Annotated in this window: 14 protein-coding genes, 1 tRNA gene and 2 rRNA genes; 9 read left to right on the top strand and 8 right to left on the bottom strand. The window is 64.4% G+C overall.

The genetic code is table 11. The features are described from left to right. Positions 1-3 precede the first annotated feature (3 nt). Complete coding sequence (thrC, locus tag ACXAJV_RS09135) at positions 4-1,296, top strand: threonine synthase (protein ID WP_475084480.1); 1,293 nt, start codon at positions 4-6, stop codon at positions 1,294-1,296. A 10-nt stretch (positions 1,297-1,306) separates the two neighbouring features. Here the strand turns inward: thrC and ACXAJV_RS09130 are convergent, their stop codons facing one another. Beyond that, on the bottom strand, positions 1,307-1,666 hold the full coding sequence (locus ACXAJV_RS09130; protein ID WP_475084477.1) for a hypothetical protein: 360 nt from the start codon (positions 1,664-1,666) through the stop codon (positions 1,307-1,309). A 194-nt stretch (positions 1,667-1,860) separates the two neighbouring features. Between ACXAJV_RS09130 and ACXAJV_RS09125 the strand changes: the two genes are divergently transcribed. Both ACXAJV_RS09125 and ACXAJV_RS09120 read left to right on the top strand, forming a co-directional pair. Then, positions 1,861-3,747: a sensor histidine kinase gene (locus ACXAJV_RS09125; RefSeq protein WP_475084474.1), complete on the top strand. Its 1,887-nt coding sequence runs from the start codon at positions 1,861-1,863 to the stop codon at positions 3,745-3,747. Further along, positions 3,744-4,409: a LuxR C-terminal-related transcriptional regulator gene (locus ACXAJV_RS09120; RefSeq protein ID WP_475084471.1), complete on the top strand. Its 666-nt coding sequence runs from the start codon at positions 3,744-3,746 to the stop codon at positions 4,407-4,409. Before ACXAJV_RS09125 ends, ACXAJV_RS09120 begins: the two co-directional genes overlap by 4 nt. A gap of 6 nt (positions 4,410-4,415) precedes the next feature. Here ACXAJV_RS09120 and ACXAJV_RS09115 read toward each other — a convergent pair whose 3' ends face one another. Both ACXAJV_RS09115 and ACXAJV_RS09110 read right to left on the bottom strand, forming a co-directional pair. Continuing rightward, a complete protein-coding gene (locus ACXAJV_RS09115; protein WP_475084470.1) occupies positions 4,416-4,934 on the bottom strand; it encodes a curlin-associated protein in 519 nt (172 codons plus the stop codon). A gap of 258 nt (positions 4,935-5,192) precedes the next feature. Continuing rightward, positions 5,193-5,756 (bottom strand): methylated-DNA--[protein]-cysteine S-methyltransferase, encoded by a 564-nt coding sequence (locus tag ACXAJV_RS09110; RefSeq protein ID WP_475084468.1) that lies wholly within the window; start codon positions 5,754-5,756, stop codon positions 5,193-5,195. 150 nt (positions 5,757-5,906) lie between these two features. On the opposite strand from ACXAJV_RS09110, the gene ACXAJV_RS09105 reads away from it, so the two are divergent. After that, positions 5,907-7,373, top strand: coding sequence for an AlkA N-terminal domain-containing protein (locus tag ACXAJV_RS09105; RefSeq protein ID WP_475084466.1), 1,467 nt, complete (start codon positions 5,907-5,909; stop codon positions 7,371-7,373). Positions 7,374-7,748: 375 nt separating this feature from the next. Beyond that, positions 7,749-10,421 carry a zinc-dependent metalloprotease gene (locus tag ACXAJV_RS09100; RefSeq protein ID WP_475084464.1) on the top strand — a complete coding sequence of 891 codons (2,673 nt, stop codon included), beginning with the start codon at positions 7,749-7,751 and terminating at the stop codon, positions 10,419-10,421. A gap of 85 nt (positions 10,422-10,506) precedes the next feature. Here ACXAJV_RS09100 and ACXAJV_RS09095 read toward each other — a convergent pair whose 3' ends face one another. Further along, the gene (locus ACXAJV_RS09095; protein WP_475084463.1) at positions 10,507-13,701 is read right to left on the bottom strand and encodes an efflux RND transporter permease subunit; all 3,195 of its coding nucleotides are present in this window, start codon (positions 13,699-13,701) and stop codon (positions 10,507-10,509) included. A 35-nt stretch (positions 13,702-13,736) separates the two neighbouring features. Next, positions 13,737-14,927 (bottom strand): efflux RND transporter periplasmic adaptor subunit, encoded by a 1,191-nt coding sequence (locus ACXAJV_RS09090; RefSeq protein WP_475084460.1) that lies wholly within the window; start codon positions 14,925-14,927, stop codon positions 13,737-13,739. Positions 14,928-15,059: 132 nt separating this feature from the next. Between ACXAJV_RS09090 and ACXAJV_RS09085 the strand changes: the two genes are divergently transcribed. The 3 genes from ACXAJV_RS09085 to ACXAJV_RS09075 all read left to right on the top strand — a co-directional run bounded on the left by ACXAJV_RS09085 (position 15,060) and on the right by ACXAJV_RS09075 (position 17,687). After that, positions 15,060-15,641 carry a TetR/AcrR family transcriptional regulator gene (locus tag ACXAJV_RS09085; RefSeq protein ID WP_475084458.1) on the top strand — a complete coding sequence of 194 codons (582 nt, stop codon included), beginning with the start codon at positions 15,060-15,062 and terminating at the stop codon, positions 15,639-15,641. Between the two features lie 29 nt (positions 15,642-15,670). Beyond that, a complete protein-coding gene (locus ACXAJV_RS09080; RefSeq protein WP_475084455.1) occupies positions 15,671-16,588 on the top strand; it encodes a LysR family transcriptional regulator in 918 nt (305 codons plus the stop codon). A gap of 106 nt (positions 16,589-16,694) precedes the next feature. Further along, a complete protein-coding gene (locus ACXAJV_RS09075; protein ID WP_475084453.1) occupies positions 16,695-17,687 on the top strand; it encodes a zinc-dependent alcohol dehydrogenase family protein in 993 nt (330 codons plus the stop codon). A gap of 87 nt (positions 17,688-17,774) precedes the next feature. Here ACXAJV_RS09075 and ACXAJV_RS09070 read toward each other — a convergent pair. Continuing rightward, positions 17,775-17,851: transfer RNA gene (locus ACXAJV_RS09070), tRNA-Met, on the bottom strand. A 121-nt stretch (positions 17,852-17,972) separates the two neighbouring features. Between ACXAJV_RS09070 and ACXAJV_RS09065 the strand changes: the two genes are divergently transcribed. After that, positions 17,973-19,214 carry a prolyl hydroxylase family protein gene (locus ACXAJV_RS09065; protein ID WP_475084451.1) on the top strand — a complete coding sequence of 414 codons (1,242 nt, stop codon included), beginning with the start codon at positions 17,973-17,975 and terminating at the stop codon, positions 19,212-19,214. A gap of 125 nt (positions 19,215-19,339) precedes the next feature. On the opposite strand, the gene rrf is transcribed toward ACXAJV_RS09065, so the two are convergent. Together rrf and ACXAJV_RS09055 are read right to left on the bottom strand one after the other, a co-directional pair. After that, positions 19,340-19,454 (bottom strand): 5S ribosomal RNA (gene rrf, locus ACXAJV_RS09060). Positions 19,455-19,550: 96 nt separating this feature from the next. Beyond that, positions 19,551-22,340: ribosomal RNA gene (locus ACXAJV_RS09055) — 23S ribosomal RNA — on the bottom strand. Positions 22,341-22,509 lie beyond the last annotated feature (169 nt).

The raw sequence follows: 22,509 nt of genomic DNA, 5'->3' as shown, positions 1-22,509 counted from the left end.
TCCATGCTTTTTCGCTCAACCCGCGGCAACGCGCCTGCCGTCACCGCCGACATCGCGCTCAAGGCCGGCGCGGCACCCGATGGCGGCCTCTACCTGCCTGAACGCCTGCCGGGCTTCACCAGCAGCGATTTCGCCGACACGCCGGAGCTCGGCGATCTGGGGGCGCGCCTGCTCGCCCCCTTCTTCGCCGGCTCGCCACTGGCGGACGCCATACCGGACATCTGCCGCGATGCGTTCGACTTTCCGGCGCCCTGCATTGCCCCGCAATCGAGCGATGACGCCCCGGCCGTGCTCGAACTGTTTCATGGCCCGACCGGCGCCTTCAAGGATTTCGGTGCCCGTTTCCTGTTCCGCAGTTTCAGCGCTCTGGGCCAGGATGCCAACGCGCCGGTCACGGTTCTGGTCGCCACTTCGGGCGATACAGGCGGGGCCGTCGGCTGTGCTGCTGAAGGCGTGCCCGGCGTGCGCGCCGTCATCCTGTTTCCCAAGGGCCGCATCTCGGCCTTCCAGGAACACCAGCTGTGCTGCTGGAAGCCACCCGTCTCGGCACTCCGCGTGGCTGGCGATTTCGACGCCTGCCAGTCCCTGGTCAAGGCCGCCTTTGCCGATGCCGGCCTGACCGCAAGGCATTCGCTGACCTCGGCCAACTCGATCAGCATCGGCCGCCTTCTGCCGCAAATGGTCTACTGGTCCCGCGCTGCGGTCGACATGGAAGCCAAGACCGGGGCAAAGCCCGGCCTCGTCATCCCCACAGGCAATCTGGGCAATGCCTTTGCCGCCATTCTGGCGCGGGCCTGCGGCCTGCCGATCGGCCCGATCGTGCTGGCCACCAATGCCAACACCACCCTGTCCGACTGGTTCGCCTCGGGCCGTTATTCAGCGCGCGCATCGATCGCGACCATCGCCAATGCCATGGATGTCGGTGCGCCAAGCAATTTTGAGCGCCTGGACGGGTTCGACGGTGGCCGGATCGCAGGTGTGGAGTGTATCGGCGACGACACGATCCGCGCCCGCATGCGCACCACATTCGAGGACAGCAACTACATCGCCTGTCCGCATACAGCGACCGGTCTCGAGGCCCACGCACGCCTGCCCGAAGCCGAGCAAAAAGCCCGGCCCTGGATTGTCGCCGCAACCGCCCACCCCGGCAAATTCGCCGATATCGTCGAACCGGTCATCGGCCAAAAGGTCGACCTGCCGCCCGCTCTCGCTGCGGTGCTGGACCGCAATGTGCGCGTCAGCGACATCGCACCGGAACTGGCGGCTCTCACGGCAAGTCTCGACGACGGAACCTGATTGTCGTCGACTAGCGCCCGTCGACAACGGTGTGGCGGACCAGCCGGCCGGCCGGCACCCGGGTGCGGAAGCGGGCTTCATTATAGGCCAGCCCCGCATCCACATCCCAGCAACCGGCCGAGACGGTGAAGCGGTAGGAACGCCCCGGCGGCACCGTTACACCGGACGGCAGTCGGTTGAGCCCGTAGCTCGCGGCCGAACAATCGGAGATGAGGATTGCCGTAAGGGTCCGGCCCGACCCGTTGGCGATCTCCAGAACGCCGGTCGGCTCGCCCGGACGCACCAGCGGGCCGCCGGTGATGAGCGATGCGCACGCGGTCAAGCTCGCGGCGACACCGACGGTCGCGATGATTTGAAGAATGCGTTTCATGTCCCCTCCCGTGCCCCGCCACCAAACCTGGCAGAGCGTTTGCCAGTGGATTTCACGAGGTTATCGAAGTGTAATCGATTGCGGCCATCCCCTGATCGGGGGAGCGGCCAAGGGGCGGCCTGCCGTTATAAGCGTGAAACGACACGCCGGAGGAAACCGGGGGCCGGAAGAGATCGGGGGAATACCGTAGCCGCATGCCCACAAGCCGCACTCGCCTGACACCGAATACGAGACTGGCCATATTGCTTGTGGCCGGGCTCACGGCGAGCCTTGCAGTGATCTGGGCCGCCATGAGACCGGCCATTCCCGGCGACCCTTTGCGGCCGCTAACCGGCCTCTCCCATGTGTTCTGGATCCAGATCGCGATCGGCTTCGGCTCGCTCGCCGTGTCGGGCTGGGTCTGGGCGCTGAGACCCCGGGACACGGCAACGCGCCTCTTCGTGCTCAGCGGCATCGCGACCATGTGCTTTACCTACGCACCGGCGCCCTTGCGCGAGTCGATGGCACCGGTGCCCGACACGGTTTTCCTGACACTGATCGGCCTGAACGGCGTTGGTGCCTCGATGTTCGGCATCGCCATGACCGCGCTTTTCATTTGCTATCCGGCCCGCCTGCCCTACCGGCGCATTCTCGCTATCGGCAGCACGGCCTTTTTCGGTCTGTGGACCGTGATCGGCATGACGGGTGCGCTGCAGGGCCGGACGGAGCCGGTCTACAACATCCATCTCCTGACCACGGTCGAGATGCTGACGATCTGTCTCGCCGTCGCGGCCCAGATCGCCGTGACCGGCCGCGATCCCAAGGCGCGCGCCGTGGCAATCTGGTTCGGTCTCGCCGTGCTGTTCGGTGCCGGCGGCTTCATCACGTTGACCGCAATCCCCGGCGTTCTGGGCATCCCGGCGCCCCTGGATTCACACTACTCCTTCGCCTTCTTTCTCCTGATCTATATCGGCGTTGCCGCGGGGCTGCAGCGCTTCCGCCTGTTCGAGCTGGGCGACTGGGCCTATCGCATCCTGTTCTACGCGGCCGGTGCCATTGTGCTGCTCGCCATCGACGCCGTCCTGGTCTCGCTGATCGCGATCGACCCCGGGCCGGCTTTCGGCGTGTCGCTGCTGGCCACAGCGCTGATCTATCTGCCGCTGCGCGATGTGATCGGCCGCCGCATCCTGCCCCGGCCCGGCCTGAAGCAGGACGAGCTTTTCCTCGCCGTGGTCGACACCGCCTTCGGCGCATCAGGACGCAGCCGCCATCATCGCTGGCGCAGCCTGCTCGACCGCCTGTTTGCCCCGCTGGAGATCGCCGAGGCCGACGGCCCGGTCGGCCAGCCCGAAATCCGCGAGGATGGCGTTGAAATGCGCCTGCCGTCGACACCGGGACATCCCGCCCTCATCCTGCGTCACCCCTGGCGTGGACGCGCCCTGTTCTCGCCCGGCCACCTTGCCACTGCGCGCCAGCTGATCGAGCTGATGGCCCATGCCGAAGAAAGCCGCCGCTCCTATGATCGCGGCGTCGCCGAGGAGCGCAGCCGGATCGCCCGTGACATGCATGACAATATCGGCGCCCAGCTGCTCGGCGCGCTGCATTCCAGCGATCACGACCGCAAGGACCTGATGATCCGCGAAACGCTGACCGACCTTCGCGACATCATCAACAATGCCGCCACCCCGGGCCTCGACCTGGACGAAACCCTCGCAGATCTGCGTGTTGAAACAGCCGAACGCCTCGGCGCCGTCGGGATCGAACTGGTCTGGGAGAACGACATCGGTGAAACACCCGACCTGTCGACCTCGGCCACCCACGCCCTGCGCTCGATCATCCGCGAGGCCGTCAGCAACACGATCCGGCATTCCGGTGCCACGCATCTGTCGGTTCAGCTGGCCCGGGAGGCCGGCAAGGCCCGCCTTGTCATTACCGACAATGGCCATGGCTTCCAACGCGAGACCGTCAGCGCCGGCAATGGTCTCTCCAACATTGAAAGCCGGAGCGAGACTCTGGGAGGACGAATGACATGCGACAGCTCGCCCGACGGGACACGGATCGAGATCCGCTTTCCGCTGAAACAGCCCGGAGTGCCGGCATGAAACGTATCCTGATCGTCGAGGATGTCGCCCAGACCCGGCGCTGGCTGTGCGAGATTGCCGGGAACGCCTTTCCCGGTTGCTCCATCGAAGAAGCTGCGAGCATGCGCGGCGGTCTGGCCGCAGCGGCAGCCAGTGCGGATTTCGATCTCGCCCTGATCGATCTCGGCCTGCCGGACGGTTCGGGACTGGAAGTCCTGCGCAGCCTGAAACTGGTCTGCCCCGACGCCGTGCCCATCGTCACGACCGTGATGGGCGATGACGCGCATATCGTTGCTGCGCTGTCGGCCGGCGCGGAAGGCTATCTGCTCAAGGAAAATCCGGCCGATCTGCTCACCGCGCAGCTGAAACGCCTGGCCGACGGGACACCGGCGCTGTCGCCGTCCATCGCCCGGCGCATCATGGAGCATTTCCGCTATACCGGACCGGCGGCCGATCCGGAGGAAGAGCTGACGACGCGCGAAAAGGAAGTGCTCGGACTGATCGGACGCGGTCATCGCAATGTCGATGTGGCGGCCAGCCTCGATCTCGCCGAGAGCACGGTGGCCAGCCACATCAAGTCGATCTATCGCAAGCTGGGCATTTCTTCACGCGCCGAGGCGTCTTGGCACGCAACCCGGATGGGGCTTACCCTCAACAAGCCGGACGAGCCCTCCGGACGCTGATCCCGGTCAGTCCCAGCCGAACTGCACCACGATATCGGCATTGCCGTCACCGATCTGGTGATAGGTGGTGTGCTGGCCGCTGCCGATCTGCAGCACGCCGAGGATATTGCCATTGCCCTCTTGCACGGTGTGCGCGGTGTGGCCTTCGCCCACCTGTGCGACACCGACCAGATTGCCATTGCCGGACTGATAGACCGACCCGGTCAGGTTCTCGCCGAACTGGCGGGTCAGCGCGCGATTGGCGAGGCCCGCCTGCAGCACATCCTGCCAGTTGTCATAACCCTGCTGGCGGATGTCCAGCCGGTTGCGATAGCCGTCCTGGCGGGCGGCAGCCGCGTTCTGGTCGCCACGCTGGGCGATCCGGGCCCGGTTTCGCCAGCCGTCAAAGCGGCCCTCCACCCTATTGCCATAGCCGGACTGTTCCACACTGACGCGAGAGCGCGACTGGGCATCGGCTTCACCTGCAGCGAAAGCGATCGAGGCCAGAGCGGCCCCGGCGAGCATCAACTTCGAGAAGGTCATCATCCTGTCTCCCTGTCGGGGGGCCGGCTCCACGCAGCGGCCTTTCATGCACACCGGTCTAGCAAGCCCAGGCTGAGTGCAGTCTGAGAGGATGGTTCATCTCAAAGTCACCCAGCGTGACACCGGGCTTACCCTCGCGTGACCCCGAATTAAGTTGTCCGGGAAGGATCGGCGCCCCCTATTTGGCCGCAACTGACGTCGAGCGTGATCAGGTGACATGGGCAACGGTTCACCGGTTCGGTCACGCGACCGCGCAGGATTCTAAAACAGTGCGGCCTGTCGGGGTTCGCCCCAGCGGGCCGCGTCCACACCCTCGTGCGCCAGCAGCCAGCGCTTGCGATCCAGCCCGCCACCGAAGCCGGTCAGCGAGGCATTGGCGCCTATGACCCGGTGACAGGGCACGACAATGGGGATGGGATTGGCGCCATTGGCCAGGCCGACGGCCCGCACCGCTTTCGGCCGGTCAATACGCCGGGCCAGCTCGCCATAGCTGACGGTCTCACCGACCGGGATATCGCGCAGGGCCTGCCAGACGTCCCGCTGGAATTCGGTCCCCGCGCCTTCAACAGAAATCCCGTCCAGGGCCGTGAGGTCGCCCGCGAAATAGGCCTCCAGCGCCCGGCGCGCCGCGCTGGGCGTATCCGCATGGCTCAAAGACAGATCCGCGCCATAACGCCGCTCCAGCTGCCGGTGCAGCCGTTCGGCATGATCCTCCCAGTCGACCGCGCGCAAAATGCCAGCGCGGTCCGTGACCAGAAAGGTCAGGCCGATCGGCGTGTCGATCTGCTCGATGAGAAAGTCCGGCAGAATGTGCGGTGCTGGCATGCTGTTCTCCGATAGGGCCCGACACACATTGCACCAGAGCGGCGCGCGCGACTGGCGGTTTCCGGACATGATACCCGGCATCTGTCAGACCCGCACATCCATGTCCGAAAACCGCTAGACAGCCCGGCCGGCCCGGGCAAGCCTTGGGGCATGGATCTCGATCACGACGCCTGCTACCGCGCCATGTCCCAGCGCGATGTCCGTTTCGACGGCCGCATCTTCACCGGAGTGAAGACAACGGGCATCTATTGCCGTCCCGTCTGCCCGGCGACAACGCCGAAATCGGAAAACGTCGTTTTCTACCCGTCTGCTGCAGCCGCACGCGAAGCCGGCTTCCGGCCCTGTCTGCGCTGCCGGCCGGAGACCGCGCCGGATATGGGCGCCTGGCGCGGCACGTCGAACACGGTCTCCCGCGCCCTGCGCCTGATCGAGCAGGGCGCGCTGGATACGGCTTGCGTCGATGAACTGGCTGGCCGGCTGGGTGTCGGCGAACGGCAATTGCGCCGCCTGTTTCACCAGCATCTGGGCGCCTCGCCCGTCGCTGTTGCCCAGACCCGCCGCATCCATCTCGCCAAACAGCTGATCCATGAAACACGCATGCCGATGGCCGAAATCGCTTTCGCTTCGGGCTTTTCCAGCATCCGCCGCTTCAACGAGACCTTCCGCGACATGTTCGCCCGCCCGCCGGGCGAATTGCGCCGGGCGAGCGCCAAAGCTGTCCCGGCCGGCACGGCGGGCGGACTGAGCCTCCTGCTGCGCTACCAGCCGCCCTATGACTGGGACGCCATGCTGGATTTCCTGCGTCTGCGAGCGATTGCGGGGATCGAGCATGTCGGCGGGAATGCGTACGCGCGCACGATCGAGATCGACGGGGCCCAGGGTCATGTGTGCATCGAGCCCGCCAGCGGCGATGCCCTGCGGGCGACCATCGTCTTCCCGGTCCTCTCCGCCCTGCCCGGTATCATCGGACGCATCCGCCGGGTCTTCGACCTCGCCGCAGATCCCGCCGCCATTGCCGCCCATTTGAGCGAAGACCCGGATCTGGCCCGCCATATCGCGCGCCGGCCCGGCCTGCGGGTCCCCGGAGCCTGGGACGGGTTCGAGCTGGCGATCCGGGCTGTGCTTGGCCAGCAGATCACTGTGACCGCGGCGGCGCGTCTCGCCGGCCGGCTGGTCGCCTGTTACGGAACGCCGCTGGCGGAACCTGCCGGGCCGCTGACGCACACTTTTCCGCAAGCCGCGGTCCTTGCCGATGCCGACCTGACCGGCCTTGGCATGCCCCGGAGCCGGTCTGCGACGCTGAGCGCGGTGGCCGCGGCCAGCCTGGACAACCCCAACCTGTTCGACGCCCATCGCGGCCTCGACGAGGCCATTCACGATCTGCGGACCATCCGCGGCGTCGGCGAATGGACGGCGCAATACATCGCCCTGCGGCAATTGCGCGAGCCCGACGCCTTCCCGGCGGCAGATATCGGACTGATGCGGGCGCTCGCGGCGCCGGACGGGACCCGGCCCTCTGCCGAGGCCATGACCCAGCGCGCCGAACGCTGGCGCCCCTGGCGGGCCTATGCCGCCCAACACCTCTGGGCCGCCGACCCCGGATTGCACGCTTCCTGACACAAACTCCTGAAGGACAACCGGATTCTGAGGCTTTTCATTCAAAATGACTGGCCTCGCGGCGGCCGGTCGCGTTATGCCTCCAATCAACCAGGGCTAATGCCCGGTCCAACGGCCCTGAAAAGGTCATGAAACCGACAAGCTGGCGTTCGGCTCTGCATGCAAGCGTGCAAGGAGGCGGAAAAACCGGCCGGACCGGAGTGTGTTTCCCGCCAGGATGTGTCCCGCACGGGTGTGAGCAAGGCAGGGCCTTGCCGCGGCCGGTTGCGGCCACCGGCGGCGTGGATGGCGGTTTTTCGCGGACAGGAGACGGGCCGGCGGCGCGATGGAGGCGTGCGTCCGGCGCTATGTGACCCGGAAAGAGGAGCTCCCCGGATGGCGAACACGATGCAGATGGCCGGCCTGGCAGTCGCAGCCATCATTCTGGGACTGACCGGAGGCCCCGCAGCCGCCCTGATCCAGGCCGACGAACAGGATGGGCGCCCTGACGCGCGCACCCCGGTCCAGATCGTTGAATCCCTCGCCTGTACGCTGGAAGACCGCACCCAGTGCGTCGGCGAGACCCAGATCGTCGAGGAGGTCGAGGAGTGGAACGACTTCCTCGAGCGCAAGCGCCCCTTCCCCGGCCTCCTGAAATTCTACCGCGACATCCAGACCGGCGAGCTCTTCCTGGAGCTCACCGAGGACGAGCTCGGCGAGGAATACATCTATTTCAGCTATGTCCATGACGGCTCGCGGCGGGATGGCATGCGCATGGCCGGCCTGATGGGAGAGAACGCCGTGATCTCCTTTCGCCGGCGGTTCCGCCATGTCGATGTTGTTCGCCGCAATACCGACTATGTGATGGATCCGGATTCGACCCTGACCCGGGCGGAAGGCACCAATGTGCCCTTCACCGTGCTGGCCAGTCTGGAAGTCGTCTCCGAAAGCCGCCGTTCCAACCGCGTCATCGTCCGCGCCAACGACCTGTTCATGACGAATTCGCTGGTCCGCATCGGCCAGGCCTCGGCGATGGGCCGCGCCCTCGGGGTCCGGCCGGGTACGCTGAACGCCCGCAAGACCAATATCCGCTCGATCCGCAATTACGAGGACAATACCGAGATCGTTACCGAGTTCGTGTTCGACTGGAGCAGGGCGAGCACGCCGGAAAGCTCGTCGGACACGACCGTGGTGCAGCACACATTTGTGCGCATGCCGGATGACGGCTTCACGCCGCGCCGCGCCGATCCGCGTGTCGGTTTCTTCACGGAACGCCGCACCAATCTGACCCGGGTCGATGGCAGCCCGGTCGACGATCTGATCCAGCGATGGCGGCTGGAAAAAACCGATCCGGAGGCCGAGGTTTCCGATGTCGTCCGGCCCATCACATTCTGGATCGAGAACACCACACCGCTGGAATACCGTGACGTGATCCGCGATGCCGTCCTCGCCTGGAACCCGGTCTTCGAAGCCGCCGGCTTCCGCAATGCGATCCGGGTCGATGTGCAGCCGGACGACGCGGCCTGGGATGCCGGCGATGTGCGCTACAATGTGATCCGCTGGATCGCCTCGCCTCACCCGATTTTCGGCGGCTACGGCCCGCGCTTCACCAATCCGCTGACCGGCGAGATCCTGGGCGCCGATATCGTCATCGAACACGCCGCGGTCCAGCGCTGGGTGCAAACGGCCGATCTCTTCCCGCCGGTCGACGAGGGCAGTGCCGCAGCGGATCCCGGGACCGCATTCGACAGCGAAGCGATGGCCGCGATCGGTGCAGCCGGTATCGACGAGGCCTGCGAGGCCGGCATGCACATGGCCCGCTCGACTGCCTTTGCGCGCCTGGCGGCCGTCGCGGCTGCCCGCGCCGGAAATCGTCCGGATATCGATCCCGATGCGATCATCGAGCAGGGGCTGAGCTGGATGGTGGCGCACGAGGTCGGCCATACGCTGGGCCTGACCCACAACATGATGGCCTCCTATTTCGGCGATCTGGAGACCCTGGCCAGCGGCGATCCGCGCGCCGAGCGCCGCCTCTCGGCTTCGGTGATGGACTATCCCGGCGTCAATCTGGCCGCGGCCGGCGAAAGCCAGGGCCCGTTCTTCCCGGGCCTGCCGGGGCCCTATGACAGTTGGGCGATCCGATTCGGCTATGCGCCGGAGACCGCTGAGACCGAGGCGCGCAATGCCCTGCTCGCCCTGTCGAGCCGGCCCGAGCATGTCTTCGGCAACGACGCCGATGCCGTGCGGGTGCCGGGCCGCGGTATCGATCCGCGGGTGAACACCTATTCCCTGTCCAACGACCCGATCGGCTTTGCCGCGCGGCAGGTCGATGTCGCCCGCACAACGATGGCCGGCCTGGTCGAGACGGTACCGCAGGACGGCGAGAGCTGGGCCGAGACCCGCGCTGCTTTCGGCGTGCTGATGGGCATGTGGAAACAGGCCGGCGGAATCGTGTCGCGCTATGTCGGCGGGGTCTATGTCGACCGCTCGGTCGTCGGCCAGCCGGGCGCGGCCGATGCGCCCTTCGTCCCGGTCTCCGCGGCCGAACAGCGCCGCGCCCTGCGCACGCTGGGCGAGACCGTATTCGGACCGGATGCCTTCGATTTCCCGCCGGAACTGATTGCCCGGCTGCAGCCGGAGCGGCGGGGGTTCGACGCCCTGCGCCGGGCCGAGGAGCCGCGTGTCCAGGCCTATGTCCGCGATGCCCAGAATTCGGTGCTCGCGCACCTTCTGCATCCGCGCGTGCTGAACCGGCTGACCGACAGCCTGGCCTATGGCGGCGACTACTCCACCCACGCCATGCTGCGCGATCTGACACGGGAGATTTTCAAGGGCGACCCCTGGGGCCGTCCCAATGTCTACCGGCGCAATCTGCAGATCCAGTATATCGACCGGCTGATTGCCGTCGAAGACGCGTCCTCGCTGCAGCATGTCCCGGCGGTCGCCGTGCGTGACACGCTGCGCCGGATTGCCGGGATGAATCACGGCTGGGATGTCTGGCTGGATGCCGAGACCCGCGCCCATTGCCGCTATATCCGTGAGCGCATCGCAGCGGCACTCGACACCTGACGGGCTCTATCGGAGCAGCGCACAGAAGAAAGGCCCGCCGGTTCGACCGGCGGGCCTTTCCCGTATCACCTTCCTGTCGCCCCGGTCAGGCCTGGTCCGAGCTCTCCGCGTCCAAGGCCGCATGGTCGCGCCTGGGCAGGAAATGCGAAATCCAGCGGCCGACCACGTAGAAGACCGGCGTGAAGATCAGGCCGAAGAAGGTCACCCCGATCATCCCGGCGAACACCGCAATCCCCAGGGCCTGGCGCATTTCCGCACCGGGACCGTGGGCGAATGCCAGAGGCGTCACGCCGAGAATGAAGGCAAAGGAGGTCATCAGGATGGGCCGCAGGCGGATCCGGGCGGCCTGGGCGGCGGCCTTGAAGCGGTCGCTGCCGGCCTCGTCCTCGGCCTGGCGCGCAAACTCGACCAGCAGGATCGCGTTCTTGGCCGCCAGGGCGATCAGCACGATCAATCCGACCTGGGTGAGGATATTATTGTCCATCCCCATCAGATTGATGCCGACCATCGCCGCGAGAATACACATCGGCACGATGAAGATCACCGCCCACGGCAAGGTGAAGGCCTCGTACTGGGCCGCCAGCACCAGGAAGACGAACACCACCGCGAAGGCGAAGATCATCAGGCCGGAATCGCCGGCCGCCTTTTCCTGGTAGGCGATCTCGGTCCACTCATAGCCAAAGCCCGGCGGCAGGTTGGCTTCGAGGATCTCCTCCATCGCATCCAGCGCCGTGCCCGAGGCCACGCCGGGCATGGCCTGGCCCTGGATTTCCACGGCGGTGAAGTTGTTGTGCCGCACGACGCGGACCGGTCCGGACTCCGTGGTGATCGACGCCACCGAGGCAATCGGCACCAGTTCGCCATCCCGTCCGCTGACCCGCAGCCGGCCGATATCGGCGATATCGTCCCGGGCCTCGGCTTCAGCCTGGGCGGTCACACGATAGGTACGGCCCTGATAGTTGAAATCGTTCACATAGGTCGAGCCGAGATAGGTGCCGAGCGCGGAATAGACCGATGCCGGATCGACACCCAGGCGCTGGGCCCGGTCACGATCGACATCGACACGCACGCGCGGCGAGTCGGTCGAGAAGTCGGTGAAGACCTGGGTCAGGCGCGGGTCCTGGTTGGCGGCGCCGATGATCTGCCAGGCCACCTGGCCCAGCGTGTTCAGCCCCTGGCCTGTGCGGTCCTGCACGATCACCTTGAAACCGCCGCCATTGCCCAGCCCCTGAACCGGAGGCGGGGCGATGATGAAGGCACGGCCTTCCGGCACGATCTGGGCCAGCATGCCCGTCAGCTGCATGGACAATTCCTGCGCCGACATGCCCGGATGCCCTTGCCGCTCGTCAATCGGGTCGAGACGGATGAACATGGTCGAGCCGGACGAGTTGAGCGAGAAGGTCGCCCCGTCCAGGCCGACAATCGCAGCCATGCCATCAACGCCCTCGGTCTCGGCGACCGCGCTCTGGACACGGGCCATGACCTCGTCGGTGCGTTCAAGGGACGCGCCCGGCGGCAATTGCACAATGCCGATCAGGAAGCCCTGGTCCTGGTCCGGAATAAAACCGGTCGGGGTCTCCGACAGGCGCCAGCCGGTGAGCGCAAGCAGGCCCGCATAGGCAATCAGAACGATGACAATCATGCGCACAAGGCGTGACACAACGGCCCCATAACTGTCCGATAGCCATGCAAAACCGTTATTGAACTGTCGCGCCGCAAAGCGCAGCGGAGCCAGCGGGCCCGGCCGGGCGTCATGGGCGTCGGACTTGTGCGGTTTCAGCAGCAGGGCGCAGAGCGCCGGGCTGAGTGTCAGCGACACGACGAGCGAGATGATCGCGGCGGTCGCGATGGCGACGGCGAACTGACGATAGAAAATTCCCGGAATGCCGCCCATGAAGGCGGTCGGAATGAAGACCGAGATCAGCACCAGCGACATGGCGATCAGCGCACCGCCGACCTCCGTCATCGACTTGCGGGCCGCGATCCGTGGCGAATTGCCCTCGCGTATCAGGCGCTCGACATTCTCTACCACCACGATGGCGTCGTCGACGACGATGCCGACAGCCAGCACCATGGCAAAGAGGGAGAGCGAGTTGATCGAGAAACCCAGGGCCGCCTGCACGGCAAAAACGCCGACAATGGAGACCGGGATGGCGATGATCGGGATCAGCGCCGCCCGCCAGGTCTGCAGGAAGACGATGATCACCAGCACGACCAGAAAAACCGCCTCGATCAGCGTGCGTTGCACGGCATGCACCGAGGCTTCGACGAATTCGGTCGGGTTGTAGGGGATGATATAGTCCATGCCCTCGGGGAATTCGGCCTCGGCGGCCTCGATTTCCTCGAGCACGGCCGAGGCCGTGTTCAGCGCATTGGCGCCGGGCTGCTGGATGATCGCCATGGCGACACCGGGCCGCTGGTCGAAATAGCCGCGCACGAGATAGGTCTCGGTACCCAGTTCGACCCGCGCGACATCTTCCAGCCGTGTGACGGCCCCGTTTTCACTCCGGCGCACCACGACATTGCCGAACTCCTCCGCCTCGATCAGGCGGCCGCGCACCTGTACCGGCACCTGGAAGGAGGGCGCATCGCCGGCGCCATAGGGCGGCTGGCCGAGAATACCGCCGGTGGCCTGGATATTCTGCTCACGCAAGGCGGCGACGACATCGTTGGCCGTCAGGCCGTGGGCGGCGGCGCGGTCGGGATCGATCCAGACCCGCATGGAATAATTGCCGGCACCGAAAACCTGTACATCGCCGACACCGTCGAGGCGTAGCAAGCGGTCGCGCACCCGGGTGTTGGCGTAGTTGCCGATATAGTCGGTATCCAGCGTGCCGTCCGTCGAGCGCAGCGACACAATCAGCAGGAAGCCGGTCGCCTGCGCCTCTACCGAGACGCCGGTCTGACGCACGATTTCAGGCAGGCGCGGCTCGGCCCGGTTGACCCGGTTCTGCACCTTCACCTGGGCGGTATCGATATCGGTGCCCGGCTGGAAGGTAACGGAGATCTGCACCATGCCGTCCGCTGTCGAGGAGGAGGTCATGTAGAGCATGCCCTCGACGCCGTTGATCTCCTGCTCAAGTGGCGCGGCGACCTGTTCGGCGACATCCTCGGCGGTGGCGCCGGGGTAGGCAGCCGTGATCGCCACCGTCGGCGGAGCGATCTCGGGATATTGCGAAAGCGGCAGCTGCGGATAGGCGAAGACACCCAGCAGCGTGACGATGACCGAGATCACCAGGGCGAAGATCGGTCGGTCGATGAAGAAATGGGACAGGCGCATGAGGGAGGCTTTCTTCCGCGCAGCTGTGGACGGGATCAGTCGACGGGCTGGGCGCTCGTGGCCGGCTGGGATTCAATGAAGGCGGCACCGCCCCGGGCCGGAGCAGCACGGGCGATCTCGGCGTCCCGGGGCACCACTTCGGCGCCCGGACGGGCCCGCAGGAGTCCGTTGACGATCACCCGGTCTCCCGGTTCCAGACCGTCACGGATGACGCGCAGGCTGCCGCTCAGCGGCCCCTGGACGATATTGCGCGTCTCCACCATGTTCTGGTCGTTCACCACATAGACGATCCGGCGCGAGCCGTCGGACAGGATCGCCGTCTGCGGCAGCAGCATCGCCTCATAGGGCGCGCTGCCGCGTACCCGGGCCGTGCCCAGCATGCCCGGACGGATGAGACCGTCCGGATTGGGAATGCTGGCGCGCATGTGGATCGTGCCGGTATTCGGATTGATGGCGTTGTCGGCAAAGACGATTTCACCGCGGCGATCAAAGGCGGTCTCGTCCTGCAAACGCACCTCGACCGGCGCGCCCTCGTCCGTGACCCGCCGGCGCTGATAGCGCAGAAAGACAGCTTCGGAGGCATCGAACTCGAAATAGATCGGATCGGAGCTGACAATCGTGGTCAGCACATCGCCGGCTGAATTACCGCCGGAGACGAGATTGCCCGGATCGACCTGGCGGGCCGAGGCATGACCGGAGATCGGTGCGGTAACCTCGGTGAATTCCAGGTTCAGCTGCTGCGCCTCGACCTGGGCCCGGGCAGACGCCACCGCGGCTTGCGCCGTGCTGACCGCCGTACGGCGCTGGTCCACCGCCTCCTGGGAAATGGTGCGCGATTCGATCAGGCGTTCGGCGCGTTCCAGGTCGGTGCGCACCTGGGACAATTCGGCGCGTGCCTGGGTCAGGCGGCCTTGTGCAGCAGCCAGTTCCGCCTGGAAGGGACGGGCATCGATGGTGAACAGGCGTTGCCCTGCCTCCACCTCGGCCCCATCTTCAAAGTGGACGGCTTCAAGATAGCCGCTGACACGGGCCCGCACATCGACATGCTCCGGCGACTCGAAACGGCCGGTAAACTCGTCCCAGTCGGCAACCTGCTCGACGAGCGGTGTTGCGACATCGACCTGGGGTGCCGGCATCTGGCCCTGCTGCTCCCCGCCGCCGCAGGCAGTCAGGAGAATGGCCGAAACAAGGAGGACACCGGTGGTGTTGGAAAATAGGCGCGCCATGAATCAATCCCGCAGACGAAAACGGACGCGCATGCCGCCGGGCCGGCGGTGCCACGTCCTCCGAGTGTAAATCTGGCCGGAATGTAGTAAGTCAACAGGTGATGACAACCCGGCAGTGTGAGAAAAAATCGCATGGTAGCTATTTATCCACCCCGGCCTCGCAATGCCGAAGCCACCAAGGCCGCAATCCTGGCCGCCGCACGCGGCCGCTTTGCCCAGGCCAGCTATGATACGGTGGGAATCCGGGAGATCGCCTCGGATGCCGGCGTCGACCCCGCCCTTGTCTCCCGCTATTTCGGCTCGAAGGAAGACCTGTTCGCCGCGGTGCTGAACCGGCCGGAGAAGATCGAGCGCATCGGCGATCTCTTCACCGGCGATATCGCGACGCTCTCAACGCGCATTGCCAACATGATCGTGGAGGAGCCGGACGACGAGAACACCGTCGAGGACTTCCTGATCATGCTCAACTCGATCGCTTCGGCGACCGCCGCGGACATGGTCCGCAACACGATCTTCGAACGTTGCGACCGGCCCGTTGCCGCCGCCCTGACCGGCCCTCACGCCGAACTGCGCGCCCGGATGCTCGGCGCCCTCATCGTCGGCCACATCATGAACCGCACCATGTGGGGCGACCTGGCCAAGGACTCCGACCTGCGCAGCCGCGTCCGCGAACGGATCATGGAACAGGTGGAGTTGAGCCTGTCGGAGCTTTAGGCGCGGGACCGCGGGGGAGCGAATATCGTATGGACACTGATGGTTTGCGCTTGTTCGTTCTCGCGGCCGACCTGCTGAATATCAGCGGGGCCGGACGCCGGCTGGGCCTGTCCCCGGCTGTCGCCAGCGCACGTCTGGCCAAACTCGAGCAGCAGGTCGGCGCCGATCTGCTCCACCGGTCCACACGCAAGGTCAGCCTGTCGCTGGAAGGCGCGGAATTCCTGCCGTTCGCCCGCGAAATTCTGGCCCAGGAAGATGCCGCCCGGGCCGCCCTGGGACACGGACGCCCCGATGTCGCCGGCACTTTGCGCTTCGCCGCATCCAGCACCTTCGCCCAGCTTTACATCGTGCCGATACTGCCGGAATTCCTCGACCGCTATCCCGGGATCAATCTTGAGCTCAAACTGTCCGACATCCCGATGAACCTGATCGAGGGCGGCTATGACCTCGCCCTGAGAAACTACGCGATCGAGGACAGCAGTCTGCGGGCCCGCAAGCTCGCCGATGACAAACGGATCCTGTGCGCATCCCCGGGCTATATCGCGCAATTCGGCAGCCCGGCGACGCCGGAGGATCTCGCCGGACACCGGCTGCTGCATTTCATGGGCGGGTCATCCAAGACCCTCCTGTCGCTTGCAGACGGTCCGGCCGGCCGGTTTCCGCCCGAGAACACGCGCAGCCGCGTGATCTGCGATGACGGCACCAGTATGAGGCTGGCAACCCGGGCCGGGGTGGGCATTTCCATCAATTCGCTGTGGAGCGTGCACGCCGACATCAAGGACGGCTCGATCGTCCGCGTCCTGCCCGATTACGAGGTCGATGACCAGTCGGCGATCTGGCTGGTCTATCCCAAGTCGAACGTGCTGACCGCGAAAGTCCGCGTCCTTATCGACTACCTGGTCGAGAAAATGGGCAAGCCCCCTGTCTGGGAGCGTGAGGCGGATTGACGAGATTGTATTGAAAATACGAATACTCCAATCGCCGACAGGCCAATTTTATTCGCGATGACAGGGCGTATTTCAGGGGCAGTTTCTCATCCAAAGGAGTTGCCCGATGAAAGCGATGATCCTCAACAGCTATGGCGAACAGGCCGCCTTCGAAACCGCAGACCTTGCCCGTCCCGAAGTCCGGCCCGGGCATGTCCTCATTCGCATTTCCGCGACGAGTGTGAACACGGTGGACACAATGATACGCCAGCTTGGCCAGGATAATCTGCCGCTGGCACCTGATCTGCCGGCTGTGCTCGGCATGGACTTCGCCGGGACGGTCGTCGCGGCCGGTGACGGCGTCAACGGCTTCGCGGCCGGAGATGAAGTCTACGGGTGCGCAGGCGGCCTGGCCGACCTGCAGGGCGCGCTTGCCGAATACATGCTCGCCGACGCCCGGCTGATCGCCCACAAGCCGAAATCCCTCTCGATGCGCGAAGCCGCCGCCCTGCCGCTGGTCGGCATCACCGCCTATGAAGGCCTCACCCGCGCCGGCACGCGGACCGGACAATCCGTCCTCGTGCATGGCGGCGCTGGCGGTGTGGGCCATATCGCGGTGCAGCTGGCCCGGCATTTCGGTGCCGAAGTCTCGGCAACCGGAAGCGGCGACGCCCAGATGGATCTGATGTCCCGGCTCGGCGCCCGGCCGATCGATTTCCGTACACAGTCTGTCTCCGATTATGTGGAAGCGCATACAGGTGGCGCGGGCTTCGACGTGGTGTTCGATTCCGTTGGCGGCGCGAACATGTCCAACTCCTTTGCTGCCGCCGCCCTGAACGGGCATGTCGCCAGCACGGTGGCCATGGTCGAGCTCGACCTGACGCCTGTTCATTTCAAGGGCCTGTCCCTGCATGTCGTCTTCATGCTGATCCCGATGCTGCACGATCACCAGCGCGCAGCCCATGGCGCGATCCTTCGCGAACTCGCTGAACTGGTCGATGCCGGCGCCGTGCGCCCGGTGCTGGACGACCAGCATTTCGGCCTTGATCAGGTCGGTGAGGCCTATGACCGCCTGACAAGCGGCCAGGCCATCGGCAAGGTCGTGATCGAGGTCGGCTAACACCCCGCCGAGCCTGCAACCGCAAACGAAAACGCCCCGGACCAGACGTCCGGGGCGTTTTCAGTTTCGCCGATCTTGCGATCAATTTGGGTGCGGGGGTAGGATTTGAACCTACGACCTTCAGGTTATGAGCCTGACGAGCTACCGGACTGCTCCACCCCGCATCAGGATGGCCCGCGGAACCGGAGTGCCGTGGGGAGGCGCGTATGTAGGATGACACTGATGTGTCGTCAACCAGCCAGCTGCGCTTTACCTGCGTTCGGGATCATGGCCTAACATCTTGCCATGACACACACTCCCTCAGATCCCGACGCGCCCATTCCGACCGCCCTGCGCGACTGGCAGGAGGGCCGCTACAGCGCGGCGCTCGACCGGCTGGACCGGGCTGCCCGGAATGGCGATGAGGCCGCCCTCACCCTGCTGGTGGAACTGGGCGGACACGAGCCCGACCCGGCATCGACAAGGGCGCGTGCCTTTGCGGCCATGGAGGCGATGCCACCATCCATGATGCGCAATCGCCATCGCGCCTATTACCGGGCCGCCGGCCATGCCGGCGAGGCCGACTGGCGGCGGGCGCTGTGCGAGCGCCACGACCAGGCCGAGGCCGGCGACTGGCTGGCGCTGACCGAGCTCGGGCTGCTGGCGCTGATGAGTGGCGAAACCGAGGCCGGAACCGCCTGGCTGGAGCGCGCCGCAGGCAGCGGCTCCGGACTGGCGATCGCCGCCCTGCTGCGGCTGGGCTGCGACAGCGGCGCCGTATCGCCGGCGGCGCGAGATGCGTCGGAGGGCTTCGTGCAGTCCGGTCATCCCATGGCCCAGGCCTTGGTGCAGAGCGCGGCCGCGCTGCCCCTCATTAACACGCCGTCCAGTCCGCCAGCGGATCCAGACGGACTGCTGGAGGGTCTCGCCCGCACGGTCTGCGCCGTACCGGCACCGGATACGCTTCTGAATGAAGCACCGCGGATCGCCAGCTGGACAGAGGTCCTGCCCGGCGCTGTGTGCGATTACCTGACAGTGGGCGCCTCGCCGCTGCTGCGTCCGGCCGAGATTCATGACCCCGCAACCGGCCAGATGCGCCGTGACCCCTATCGCAGCTCGCTGACCGCCGCGATGCCGGAGCAGGCCATGGACCTGGTCAGCCTGGCCATCAAGGCACGCATGGCGGCCCTCGCCGGCCGGCCCGTCGAAACAGGCGAGCCGCTCGCCGTGCTGGCCTACCGGCCTGGCGAGGAATATCGCGCTCATTTCGACTTCATCGTCCAGGCGGCCGGCACAGAGACCTCCCCCATGGGCCGGCGCGGCCAGCGGGTCGCGACAAGCCTGATCCGGCTCAACTCGGAATTCGAAGGCGGCGCCACACGGTTTCCGCGGCTCGACATTGCCTGGACCGGCGGACGCGGTTCGGCTCTGAGTTTCGACAATGTCACGGCGGACGGCCAGGGCGACAAAGCGACGCTCCACACCGGCGAACCGGTGACCCATGGCGTGAAGGTGATTGCCAGCCTGTGGCTGCGCGAACGCGCCTGAAACCGCATGTCTGACGCCCCGATGACGCTCTGAGCCGGCGAAACTCCGGAATCCGGGCACAAAAAAACCGCCGCGAAAGCGACGGTTGATTTGTGAATTGTCATGGAGGGGGATCTAACGGGCAGACCGGGCAGCGACCTACTCTCCCACGCCTTAAGACGCAGTACCATCGGCGCTAGGGGTCTTAACGGCCGTGTTCGGGATGGGAACGGGTGCGGTCCCCCTGCAATAACCACCCGGTCAGCGCGTTAGATCCAAAAGAAGAGACATGTCTGATGTATTTTGAGGTGTTGCTTTGCTTTGTCCGACGAAGCGATCGCCGGGCATGAGCATCATAAGATCAAGCCTATCGAGTAATTAGTACCAGTCAGCTTCATGTGTCGCCACACTTCCACACCTGGCCTATCAACGAGGTAGTCTTCCTCGACTCTCAAGGGAAAACTGGTTTTGAGGGGGGCTTCCCGCTTAGATGCATTCAGCGGTTATCCCTTCCGTATATAGCTACCCTGCTATGCTGCTGGCGCAACAACAGGTCCACCAGAGATACGTCCACCCCGGTCCTCTCGTACTAGGGGCAGCTCCTCTCAATTTTCCGACACCCACGGCAGATAGGGACCGAACTGTCTCACGACGTTCTAAACCCAGCTCACGTACCGCTTTAATTGGCGAACAGCCAAACCCTTGGGACCTGCTCCAGCCCCAGGATGCGATGAGCCGACATCGAGGTGCCAAACAATGCCGTCGATATGGACTCTTGGGCATCATCAGCCTGTTATCCCCGGCGTACCTTTTATCCGTTGAGCGATGGCCCTTCCACGCGGGACCACCGGATCACTATGGCCGTCTTTCGACTCTGCTCGACCTGTCAGTCTCGCAGTCAGGCAGGCTTATGCCATTGCACTCATCGACCGATTTCCGACCGGTCTGAGCCTACCATCGCGCGCCTCCGTTACTCTTTGGGAGGCGACCGCCCCAGTCAAACTACCCACCACACAGGGTCCCGGACCCAGGTTCATGGGCCGCGGTTAGACATCAACAATTATCAGGGCGGTATTTCAAGGATGACTCCACCACAGCTGGCGCCATGGCTTCAAAGTCTCCCGCCTATCCTACACAAATAATCGCTAATGCCACTGTGAAGTTGTAGTAAAGGTGCACGGGGTCTTTCCGTCTGACCGCGGGAACTCCGCATCTTCACGGAGAATTCAATTTCGCTGAGTCTATGCTGGAGACAGCGGGGAAGTCGTTACGCCATTCGTGCAGGTCGGAACTTACCCGACAAGGAATTTCGCTACCTTAGGACCGTTATAGTTACGGCCGCCGTTTACCGGGGCTTCAATTCGGAGCTTGCACTCCTCCTTTTAACCTTCCGGCACCGGGCAGGCGTCAGACCCTATACGTCGTCTTGCGACTTCGCAGAGCCCTGTGTTTTTAGTAAACAGTCGCCACCCCCTGGTCTGTGCCCCTGGACACTGCTTGCGCAGCGCCAGGCTCCCTTCTCGCGAACTTACGGGAGCAATTTGCCGAGTTCCTTCAGCATAGTTCTCTCAAGCGCCTTGGTATGCTCTACCAGTCCACCTGTGTCGGTTTCGGGTACGGTCTAACGCGGGAGCTATTTCCAGGGACGCCTTGGCTGCCAGCTCAATCCGATAAGGACTGACAACTTCCGGAATCCGTCACTACCCGCCGGTGCAGGAATATTAACCTGCTTCCCATCGACTACGCATTTCTGCCTCGCCTTAGGGGCCGACTAACCCTGCGCTGATTAGCATTGCGCAGGAACCCTTGGACTTTCGGCGAGGGGGTCTCTCACCCCCTTTATCGCTACTCATGTCAGCATTCTCACTTCCGATACCTCCAGCAGCCCTCGCGGGTCTGCCTTCATCGGCCTACGGAACGCTCCGCTACCGCTCAACAAAGTTGAGCCCGCAGCTTCGGTGTATCACTTAAGCCCCGTTACATTTTCCGCGCAGGAGCGCTTGACCAGTGAGCTGTTACGCTTTCTTTAAAGGATGGCTGCTTCTAAGCCAACCTCCTGGTTGTCTAAGCACTCCCACATCGTTTCCCACTTAGTGATAACTTAGGGACCTTAGCTGGCGGTCAGGGCTGTTTCCCTCTCCACTACGGACCTTAGCACCCGCAGTGTGTCTGCCTCGTATTACTCCATGGTATTCGGAGTTTGGTTAGGTTTGGTAAGTCGTTGGGACCCCCTAGCCCATCCAGTGCTCTACCCCCATGGGTATTCACGAGACGCTCTACCTAAATAGATTTCGCGGAGAACCAGCTATTTCCGGGTTTGATTGGCCTTTCACCCCTAGCCACAAGTCATCCCCGTCTTTTTCAACAGACGTGGGTTCGGTCCTCCAGTGAGTGTTACCTCACCTTCAACCTGCTCATGGCTAGATCACCCGGCTTCGGGTCTTATCCCTCGAACTCAGTCGCCCTATTCAGACTCGCTTTCGCTACGCCTACACCTACCGGCTTAAGCTTGCTCGAGAGACAAAGTCGCTGACCCATTATACAAAAGGTACGCCGTCAGGCTTGCGCCCTCCGACTGCTTGTAGGCGTCCAGTTTCAGGGTCTGTTTCACTCCCCTCGTCGGGGTGCTTTTCACCTTTCCCTCACGGTACTGGTTCACTATCGGTCATGTAGGAGTACTTAGGCTTGGAGGGTGGTCCCCCCATGTTCAGACAGGATTTCACGTGTCCCGCCCTACTCGAGGCTCTTATCTCACTGACGTGTACGGGGCTGTCACCCACTGCGGCCCGACTTTCCAGACGGTTCCACTTCGATTGATAAGAGCACTGGCCTGATCCGCGTTCGCTCGCCACTACTAGCGGAGTCTCAATTGATGTCCTTTCCTCCGGGTACTTAGATGTTTCAGTTCCCCGGGTTTGCTTCTAAACCCTATGTATTCAGATTTAGATACCTCACACGAACTCTGGTGATCGGCCGGCCGATTGCTCGACCGAACGACCGCCAGGGTCCGTAAAGGTGGGTTTCCCCATTCGGATATTCTCGGATCAAAGTTTGCTCGCAACTCCCCGAGACTTATCGCAGCGTGCCACGTCCTTCATCGCCTCTACATGCCTAGGCATCCACTAAACGCCCTTTTGACACTTGATCTTGAAATTGATGCTCATGCGCGGTGAACGCCTCGCCACTCATTCCGCTTGCTGATGCCTGGGTCGTGCAAACCCAAGCGGCAATCGGCGATCGTGACAAGACCCGACGCATGAACCTCGGTCAGGATGTCTCTTCAGTGCAACCTGAGACGGCTGCACCCTCCACAACA

It is taken from the genome of Maricaulis sp. ABE4_448, from assembly GCF_056160825.1.
This window is presented reverse-complemented; position numbering and strand designations above follow the sequence as displayed.

What these genes read in the sequence shown, in the direction of transcription:
- thrC (WP_475084480.1), top strand. Translation starts at nt 4, where the DNA reads ATGCTTTTTCGCTCAACCCGCGGCAACGCGCCTGCCGTCACCGCCGAC.
- ACXAJV_RS09130 (WP_475084477.1), bottom strand. Translation starts at nt 1,666, where the DNA reads ATGAAACGCATTCTTCAAATCATCGCGACCGTCGGTGTCGCCGCGAGC.
- ACXAJV_RS09125 (WP_475084474.1), top strand. Translation starts at nt 1,861, where the DNA reads ATGCCCACAAGCCGCACTCGCCTGACACCGAATACGAGACTGGCCATA.
- ACXAJV_RS09120 (WP_475084471.1), top strand. Translation starts at nt 3,744, where the DNA reads ATGAAACGTATCCTGATCGTCGAGGATGTCGCCCAGACCCGGCGCTGG.
- ACXAJV_RS09115 (WP_475084470.1), bottom strand. Translation starts at nt 4,934, where the DNA reads ATGATGACCTTCTCGAAGTTGATGCTCGCCGGGGCCGCTCTGGCCTCG.
- ACXAJV_RS09110 (WP_475084468.1), bottom strand. Translation starts at nt 5,756, where the DNA reads ATGCCAGCACCGCACATTCTGCCGGACTTTCTCATCGAGCAGATCGAC.
- ACXAJV_RS09105 (WP_475084466.1), top strand. Translation starts at nt 5,907, where the DNA reads ATGGATCTCGATCACGACGCCTGCTACCGCGCCATGTCCCAGCGCGAT.
- ACXAJV_RS09100 (WP_475084464.1), top strand. Translation starts at nt 7,749, where the DNA reads ATGGCGAACACGATGCAGATGGCCGGCCTGGCAGTCGCAGCCATCATT.
- ACXAJV_RS09095 (WP_475084463.1), bottom strand. Translation starts at nt 13,701, where the DNA reads ATGCGCCTGTCCCATTTCTTCATCGACCGACCGATCTTCGCCCTGGTG.
- ACXAJV_RS09090 (WP_475084460.1), bottom strand. Translation starts at nt 14,927, where the DNA reads ATGGCGCGCCTATTTTCCAACACCACCGGTGTCCTCCTTGTTTCGGCC.
- ACXAJV_RS09085 (WP_475084458.1), top strand. Translation starts at nt 15,060, where the DNA reads ATGGTAGCTATTTATCCACCCCGGCCTCGCAATGCCGAAGCCACCAAG.
- ACXAJV_RS09080 (WP_475084455.1), top strand. Translation starts at nt 15,671, where the DNA reads ATGGACACTGATGGTTTGCGCTTGTTCGTTCTCGCGGCCGACCTGCTG.
- ACXAJV_RS09075 (WP_475084453.1), top strand. Translation starts at nt 16,695, where the DNA reads ATGAAAGCGATGATCCTCAACAGCTATGGCGAACAGGCCGCCTTCGAA.
- ACXAJV_RS09065 (WP_475084451.1), top strand. Translation starts at nt 17,973, where the DNA reads ATGACACACACTCCCTCAGATCCCGACGCGCCCATTCCGACCGCCCTG.